We start from the raw sequence: 8556 nt of genomic DNA, 5'->3' as shown, positions 1-8556 counted from the left end.
GGGGGGGGGGGGGGGGGGGGGGGGGGGCCCCCCGCGGCGGCGGGCGGGCGCCGCCGCCCCCCCCCCGACGCTCCCATCGTCACCGGTGGCCCCCGTGGTGGTGGCGACCCCCGTGGCGGGGGCGGTGGTCCGTCCGGCGCGGGTGGTGCGCGTCGAGGCGGGGAGACGGGGGCGATGCCGGTCGCGGCGGCCCGGGCCAGTCAGCTGACCAAGGTCTACGGTTCCGGCGACACGATCGTCACCGCGCTGCGCGGTATCGACATCGGTTTCCCCCGCGGTCGGTTCACCGCGATCATGGGGCCGTCCGGGTCGGGCAAGTCCACCCTGATGCACTGCCTGGCCGGGTTGGACACGATCAGTCGCGGTCGGGTGTTCATCGGTGACATCGACCTGTCCCGGTTGTCCGACCGGGAGCTCACCCGGCTGCGCCGCGACCGGATCGGCTTCATCTTCCAGCAGTTCAACCTGCTGCCGACGCTGACCGCCGAGGAGAACATCACGCTGCCGTTGAGCATCGCCGGCCGCTCGCCGGACCGGGAGTGGATGCGCACGGTCGTGGACGCGGTGGGTCTCGCGCCGCGGCTGGCGCACCGTCCGACGGAGCTGTCCGGCGGCCAGCAGCAGCGGGTCGCCTGCGCCCGGGCCCTCGTCACCAAGCCCGAGATCATCTTCGCTGACGAGCCGACCGGCAACCTCGACTCCCGCTCGGGCGCCGAGGTACTGGGGTTCCTGCGCGACTCGGTGACCGAACTGGGCCAGACCATCGTGATGGTCACCCACGACGCGACCGCCGCCTCCTACTCCGACGAGGTGGTCTTCCTCGCGGATGGCCGGCTCGTCGACTCGCTGCACCAGCCCACCGCCGACGAGGTGCTCGACCGGATGAAGCACCTCGACGCGGCCCAGCGCGGCCTGGTGGCCAGCCCGTCCACGGACGAACACGACTACGCCCCGGCCAGCGAGGCGCACAGCCACGCCGCCGCCGACTACGGCCCCAACCCACCCGGGTACGTCCCGCCCCCCGCCACCGGCGGCACCCGCCGCGCCACCCGACCCCCGCAGCGGGACACGGCCCAGGACGCCCGCGGCGTCGGCCCTCGCACCGCCGAGAACGCCCCTCGTGACTACGACGACCGGCGTGCCGGCGGCGAGTACGACGACCGGGATCGCGACGGCCGGGATCGCGACGACCGATACGGCGATCGGCGTGCCGGCGGCGGCTACGACCCGCGTGAGCAGGACGAGTACGACCGCCGTGCGGGCGGCGGGTACGGCCAGGCCGACGGTTCGTACGAGGCCGAGCCCGTCGGCCATCGCGGGACGCCCGCACCCGCGCGCCCCGACCACACCGCCTACCCCGCCGAGCCCGGGAGCTACGGCCCGCCCACGGGCGAGTACCCGTCGGTCATGGGCGGTTACGCCGGTGGCGTCGACACCGCCGGCTATCCGTACCCGGACCAGCGGTACGACGACGAACGCCAGCGCTACGCCACCCCGGACCCGGGCTACGCCGAGCCCGACCCGGGATTCACCAGAGCGGATCCGCGACACCTCGAGGCTGGTCAGGGATACCCCGGGCCAGATCCTCGGTACGCCGGGCCGGAGCCGCGCGTCCCCGGGCCGGACCCGCGATATCTCGGGCCGGACCCGAGGTACGCCGACGGCGGCGCATCCGGCGGCTACGCCAGGACGTACGACGACCCTGACCGCGGCCGCCCCAGTCCCGACGGCCGAGGTGGTCCGGATGGTCGAGGTGGTCCCGACGGTCGAGGTGGTCCGGACGGTCGAGGTGGTCCGGACGGTCGAGGCGGTCCGGACGGCCGGGGTGGCAGGGATGTCACGGTCGACGGTGCGGATGTCACGGTCGGTGAGGTCGGCGACCTCTACCGGGACGGGGGGCGGCGACGGCGTCGCTCCGGCGGGTCACAGTCAGCCGGGTGGGCCTGAGCCAGATGCTGCGTGCGACCTTCAAGAGCCTGCTGGCCCGCAAGACGCGGCTGGCACTGTCGATGCTGGCTGTCGTCGTCGGGGTGAGTTTCGTCACCGGCACACTGGTCCTCACCGACACACTGAACAAGACCTTCGACAGCCTGTTCGCGGGCATCGACAAGAACGTCAGCGTCGCGGTACGAGCGGTCAACCAGATCGACGCGTCCAGCGAGGCCGGCCGTCCACCGTTGCCGGCCTCGATCGTGGCCACCCTGGCGAAGGTGGACGGGGTGCGTGCCGCGACCGGCTCCGTGCAGGGGCAGGCGGTGCTGATCGACCCGCGGACCGGCAAACCCGCGGGCGGTAACAACGCTCCACCGGGCATCGGTGCGAACTGGACCGGGGGCGACCCCACGTCCACCCAGGAGATCGTGACCGGGCGTGCCCCGAAGACCGGCGAGATCGTGGCGGACGGGTCCACCGTCCGCTCGATGCACCTGGCGCTCGGCGCGCGGATCGCCGTCCAGACCAAGGGCGCCCCCGCGACCTACACGCTGGTCGGCACGTTCAGGATCGGCGGCCAGGACAGTCTCGGTGGTGCGGCCGTGACGGCGTTCGACACGGCCACGGCCCAGCGGGTGCTGCTCGCCCCGGACCAGTTCAACGCGGTGCATCTCGCGGCCGCGCCCGGACTTGGCCAGGAGGAGCTGCGGGCCCGGATCGCCGCGACCCTGCCCGCCGGCGTCCAGGCCATCACCGGCAAACAGCTCGCGGACGAGAACGCCAGCGCCATCCAGCAGGCCATCGGCGGCTTCTCCACCTTCCTGCTGATCTTCGCGGCGATCTCGGTGTTCGTCGGGGCGTTCATCATCTTCAACACGTTCACGATGCTCGTCGCCCAGCGGGTGCGGGAGCTGGCACTGCTGCGCGCCATCGGGGCCAGCCGACGTCAGGTCCAGCTGTCCCTGCAGGTCGAGGCGGCCCTGGTCGGTGCCGCCGGGGCGACCGTGGGGCTCGTGTTCGGCGCGGGCCTGGCCGTGCTGCTGCGCACGGCCGTGGGCGCGTTCGGCGTCGACCTGCCCAGCGGATCGCTGGTCTTCGAAACCCGCACGATCATCATCGCCTACGCCGTCGGCATCGTGATCACCTCGGTGGCGGCGTTCGTTCCCGCGCGTAAGGCCGCGTCGGTTCCACCGATCGCGGCGATGCGGGACACCTACGTGCTGCCCACGCGTTCGCTGCGGCTGCGGGCGATCTCGGGGCTGGTGCTGACCGGGCTGGGCGTGCTCCTGCTGGCCGTGGGCGCCGCCTCGGCGGGGAAGTCCGCGGCCGGGGCGGTCGGCGGCGGTGCCGCGGCGATCTTCCTCGGGGTGGCGACGCTGTCGCCGTTGCTGTCCGTCCCGGTGATCCGGGTACTCGGACGCCCCTTCGTCGCCGCGTTCGGCACCACCGGGCATCTCGCCCGGCAGAACGCGATGCGCAACCCACGCCGCACAGCGTCCACCGCCTCCGCCCTCATGATCGGCCTGGCCCTGGTCAGCGCGTTCTCGATTCTCGGCCAGTCCATCAAGGAATCGGTGCGCACCACGGTGCAGAACAGCCTCGGCGCCGACTACTACCTGACCGCCAAGGGGTTCGGTACCGGCTTCAGCGGCCAGGTCGCCCGTGACATCGCCACCCGCCCCGGCGTCGGCGTGGCCACCGGCCTGCGCGGTGGCCTCGCGAAGGTCGAAGGAAGAACCGTTCAGCTTCTCGCCGGCGACCCCGCCGGTCTGCTCCAGGTTCTCGCCATCAAAAAGGTGGACGGCGACCTGCACAACCTCAACGACCGCACCCTGCTGGTGGACGAGGCCACCGCCACCGACCGTCACCTTCGCGTCGGCCAGGCAGTAACCGTCACCTACCCCGACGGCACCGACAAACTGACCGTCGCCGGCATCTACAAGAAGAGCCAGGTCGCCGGCTCCTGGATCGTCTCCACCGGTCAGTACGCCCGGCATTCCACCCAGGACCTCGACCTTTTCGTTCTCGTCAAACGGGCGGATGGTGCCGATCCGGCCGCTGTGCGCGCCGTCATAGACACGGCGGTGAAGCCCTATGCCACCGTCGAGGTCCGCGACCAGTCCGAGTTCGTCGCCCAGCAGGAGAAACAGGTCGATCAGCTACTCGGCTTCATCTACGTACTCCTCGCGCTCGCCGTCATCATCGCCCTTTTCGGTATCGTCAACACCCTGGCCCTGTCCGTGATCGAACGGACCCGGGAAATCGGCCTGTTGCGGGCCGTCGGTATGTCCCGCCCCCAGATGCGCGCCATGGTCGTCATGGAGTCGACCATCATCTCGGTCTTCGGTGCCGTACTCGGCGTCGCCGTGGGCAGCGTCTTCGGCTGGGCCCTCACCAAGGCACTCGCAAGCCAGGGCATCAGCACCTTCGCCTACCCCTCCCCCACCATCATCACGGTGATCGGCGTCGGCATCCTGCTGGGCGTCCTGGCCGCCGTCTTCCCCGCCCTGCGCGCCGCCCGCATGGACATCCTGCGCGCCATCTCCACCACCTGACACTCCCCCGCTCCCCGCTCCCGAAGTTTCCTATTTGCCCGATTTTTCCTCCCCCAATGCCGCGCATTCCGGCCGCGCCGTACGCCGCCTTCGCCTCACGCCGAGGGTTGTTCGGTTTTCCACCCCCCGAATTCTCGAACATCCCTCGGCATGCGACCGAAAAACCCTCGGCACGGCGACTCCGCAACCGCAACCGGCCAACGTCGAACACACGCCGACAACCGGCGGCCACGCAGCGCATCCCGATCGAGACAAAGCCCCGCAGCAGCCCGCAGCCGCAAAGCGTCGACGCCGACGCCGACGCCGACAGCAGCAGTGAAAGCGGCCGTCGACGGCCATGCCGAGGACTGTTCGGAAATCCATCCCCCGAATTCTCGAACATCCCTCGGCATGCGACCGAACAACTCTCGGCACGGCAGCTCCAGCAGCGCCGGCCAGCCGTCGACCGGAGGCGTGACACACAGTCTGATCACTGGAGGCGAAACCGTGGGCTGGGACAACGGGAGCCAACGAGCGCCACCGCACTGATCTGGTGCACTACCTCGAGAGGGTTGTCCACAGGAGCGCGTTTTTCCACAGGTTTCCACGGAAAATGGTCATCCGACCGCGATCGGGCCAGTGTGGAACAGGTGAAGCCCATCGAAGTTCCCGCCGATCTGCGACGTCTCGCGCGGAAGCAGGATGGCATGCTCACCTGGTCGCAGGTCAGGGCAGCCGGGATTCGGCGCTGGCAGTTCGAGCGCTGCATACGCGATGATGGCTGGGTCGTTCCCTGCCGCGGCACCGTTCTGCTCCCGGACGCTCATCCGGTGCGGGGGCCGGCGCGGGCCGCGCTGGTCGGCCGGCCCACTGCGGTGATCTGCAACATCACGGCGGCTGCACTGCTTGGGCTACCGGGCCTGCCCGATCTCCGTCTTCCGCCACGAACCCCCAGCTCCGACGTGTCTGACCGGCCTGGTCCGGCCAGGGCCGGGAGCCGGGAGGGGCCGGGCACCATGGTTGGGGCTGGCCGCCCGGGCAGGGCGGCTTACGTCCATCCGGTGCATGTGCTGCTGCCGCGTAGCGCGCACGGAGCGGCGGATGTCCGTGGGCTGGTGCGCCATCTTGGCGCCTACCGTGCGCAGGAGGTGGTCAAGGTCCGTGGAATCCCGGTGACCGGGGTCACCCGAACGCTGGTTGATCTGCTCGTGAGCTGCGATCGGGAGACTGCCGTCGGCCTGCTGGACGCGGCGCTGCATCAGGGGCGGATCACGGACATCGGGGAGATCCGCGACGCCGCCGCGGGGCGCAGGGGCGTCGCCGAGCGGTATGGATGGTTGGGGCTGGTCGACGGGCGGGCGGAGTCGCCGTTGGAGACACGCATGCGGCTGGTGCTCATGGATGCGGGACTCACGCCTGAGCAGCTGCAATGGTCGATCTGGGGTGACGGGCGGGAGTCAGGCTGGCTACCCGACGGCTCCGAAGCGACGCAACCGTATGAGCGGTCCTGTGTTCCCACGGCCTTGGCCAAGGAGGCGCGGTCGGCTCGGCCACGGCTGCTGGCCCGGGTTGATCTGGCGTGGCCGAGCCGCCTGGTGGCCGTGGAGGTCGACGGAACCGCTGTGCACGAGCGTCCGCGGGCGCTGTTCCGTGACCGTGCCCGGCAGAACGACCTGTTGTCCCTTGGCTGGATCGTGCTGCGGTTCACCTGGACCGATCTGCTGCTTCGCGCGCATGCCGTCGTCGAGCAGATCCGTTGGTCCCTGCAGGTGACCCGCCCGGCCACCACGCTCTGACGTCCATGGCTGAGGTGGGGGCGGGTCAGATGCGGGGCGGGTCAGGTGCGGGTGCGGTGGGCGGCGAGGAGGTTCTCAAGGCTGTCGGGGTCGAGGGCGTGCAGGCTCGCGACGAGGCCGGCAAGCTGGTCACGCAGGTGGGCGACCTCCGGCAGGTCGGCGAGGGCCTGAAGGTCGGCCTCCGCCGAGCGGCCGGTCACGGCTGATGGGCCGGTGGGGGCTGGTGGGGCTGGTGGGGCGGTGGGGGCTGGTAGGTCGGTAGTGGGGTCGTGGGGGGGCATCGAGGGGACCATGATGGTGGCGCAGCCTGCGGCGATGCCGGCGGAGGCGCCGGAGAGGCTGTCTTCGAGGACGATGCAGGCGCGCGGGTCGACGCCCAGGTGCGCGGCGGCGCTCAGGTAGGGCTCGGGGTCGGGCTTGCGGCGGTGCACCTCGTCGCCGGCGACGGTCACCGCGAACAGGTCGCGGCCGACGATCTCCAGGACGGGGTCCATCAGGTTGCGGAAGGAGGAGGAGACCAGCGCTGTGGGCACGCCACGTTCGTGTAGGGCGGTGAGCAGTTCCAGGGCGCCGGGCTGGGCGACGATGACGCCCGGTTCGCGGAACAGCTCCGCGGAGCGGCGCAGCAGGAACTGGGCGGTTTCCTCGACCGCGGACAGCGGCTGGCCGAGCATCGTGACCATGATGGGGACGGCGGTGTCGATACCGTGTCCGATCATGGCTCGTTTCATGGCGGGGGTGAACGTCCCTCCGAGGCGGGCAGCCGCCTCGTGTTCGGCCACGGTCCAGATCGGCTCGGTGTCGACCAGCAGTCCGTCCATGTCGAAGAAGACCGCCGCGAGGCTACCCACGTTCGCTCCTGCCTTGGCTGAGATGACGGATCGTGCGGAGGCGGCCGCCCGTGGTGCGCAGGCTGCCGGTCGTGCGGGAGGTGCGGGTGGTGTGGTGAACCGTCCAGTTCGTATGCTGCCGGACGGCGCGGGTGGGGCTGACACCCGGCCGGGTCGAACGGGTGGGCGCCGGCTGTCGTGACTCGGACAGCTTGTGGCGGGACTGTTCACGATCCCGCATCGGCGGGTATCCGTCCGAAGCCGATACGGTGCTGCCAGCGCAACATTCCGGGACGTGTGCCCGGTACACCCGGCACCGTCCGACGCCGCTGGGGCAGGGTGCACTAGTGACGTTGCAGAGTGTGACCGTCGGACTGTCTCCGGGGTACCGGCGGACTGTCGTCAGACCGAGGAAAGGCGTTCCCACGAGAACACCGGCAGACTGGAACCGCGGCGGGTCCCCCATGGGCGGGGGATTCCCACCGAGGGCAAGGCGGGTTGACGTCACCGGATGTCAGCTCGAGGCAGGAGACGTCCACGTGAGGACGTACCGTGGCACTGTCACGGGGGCAGTGGGCCGCCGCTGGGCGGCAGGAGGTGGTAGGTGATCGAGTTCTCCGGCGTCGGCCAGCTGCGGTCGCCGGTTGTGGTAGCCGCCTTCGAAGGATGGAACGACGCAGCCGACGCGTCGTCCGCGGCCGTCGAGCATCTGGAGACGGCGTTCAAGGCTCGGGTGATCGGTGCGATCGACCCGGACGACTACTACGATTTCCAGGTCAACCGGCCGACGGTGACCGGCACCGACGGGGCGTCCAGGAAGATCACCTGGCCGACCACCCGGCTGTCGGTGGCCCGGCCGCCCAAGTCCGAGACGGACCTGGTGCTCATCCGTGGGCTCGAGCCGAACATGCGCTGGCGGGGGTTCACCGACGAGCTCATCGAGGCCGTGCACGCGCTCGGTAGCGACATGGTGATCTCGCTCGGGGCGCTGCTGGCCGACTCGCCACACACCCGACCGGTTCCGATCAGTGGCACCGCCGGGGATGCGGCCACCGCCGCGCGGTTGGGGTTGGAGCCGTCCCGTTACGAGGGGCCGACGGGCATCGTCGGGGTGTTCGGGGAGGCGTGCGCGCGCGCGGAGCTCGCGTCGGTGTCGTTCTGGGCGGCGGTGCCGCACTATGTGGCGAACCCGCCGTGCCCGAAGGCGACACTGGCCCTGCTGCGCCGGGTGGAGGACCTGCTCGACATCGAGATTCCGCTTGGTGACCTGCCCGAACGGGCCAAGGCGTGGGAACGTCAGGTCGACGAGCTCGCGGCCGGGGACACCGAGGTCGCCGAGTACGTCCGGTCGCTGGAGTCACGCGAGCCGGAGACGGCGCTGCCGGAGGCCAGCGGCGACGCGATCGCCCGCGAGTTCGAGCGGTACCTGCGCCGCCGCGGTCAGTAGCGTCGGCGACCGTCGGG

5 protein-coding genes are annotated in these 8556 nt (G+C 70.9%); 4 read left to right on the top strand and 1 reads right to left on the bottom strand.

The annotated features are described in order from the left end of the window. The 3 genes from MXD59_RS17735 to MXD59_RS17725 form a co-directional block, all read left to right on the top strand. Window positions 1–1947, top strand: a 1947-nt coding sequence (locus MXD59_RS17735) for an ATP-binding cassette domain-containing protein (protein ID WP_248825801.1), incomplete at its 5' end; no start/stop codon positions are given. 5 nt (window positions 1948–1952) lie between these two features. Further along, entirely contained in the window at window positions 1953–4487 is a 2535-nt protein-coding gene (locus MXD59_RS17730; RefSeq protein WP_248825810.1) for an ABC transporter permease, read from the top strand. Between the two features lie 995 nt (window positions 4488–5482). Then, on the top strand, window positions 5483–6262 hold the full coding sequence (locus MXD59_RS17725; protein ID WP_248825800.1) for an endonuclease domain-containing protein: 780 nt from the start codon (window positions 5483–5485) through the stop codon (window positions 6260–6262). A gap of 41 nt (window positions 6263–6303) precedes the next feature. On the opposite strand, the gene MXD59_RS17720 is transcribed toward MXD59_RS17725, so the two are convergent. Then, on the bottom strand, window positions 6304–7113 hold the full coding sequence (locus MXD59_RS17720) for an HAD family hydrolase (RefSeq protein WP_248825799.1): 810 nt from the start codon (window positions 7111–7113) through the stop codon (window positions 6304–6306). Window positions 7114–7696: 583 nt separating this feature from the next. On the opposite strand from MXD59_RS17720, the gene MXD59_RS17715 reads away from it, so the two are divergent. Next, on the top strand, window positions 7697–8539 hold the full coding sequence (locus MXD59_RS17715) for a PAC2 family protein (RefSeq protein ID WP_163550703.1): 843 nt from the start codon (window positions 7697–7699) through the stop codon (window positions 8537–8539). The last annotated feature ends 17 nt before the right edge of the window (window positions 8540–8556 follow it).

The sequence above is a fragment of the Frankia umida genome (assembly GCF_023242945.1).
Taxonomy (GTDB): Bacteria; Actinomycetota; Actinomycetes; order Frankiales; family Frankiaceae; genus Frankia; species Frankia umida.
This window is presented reverse-complemented; position numbering and strand designations above follow the sequence as displayed.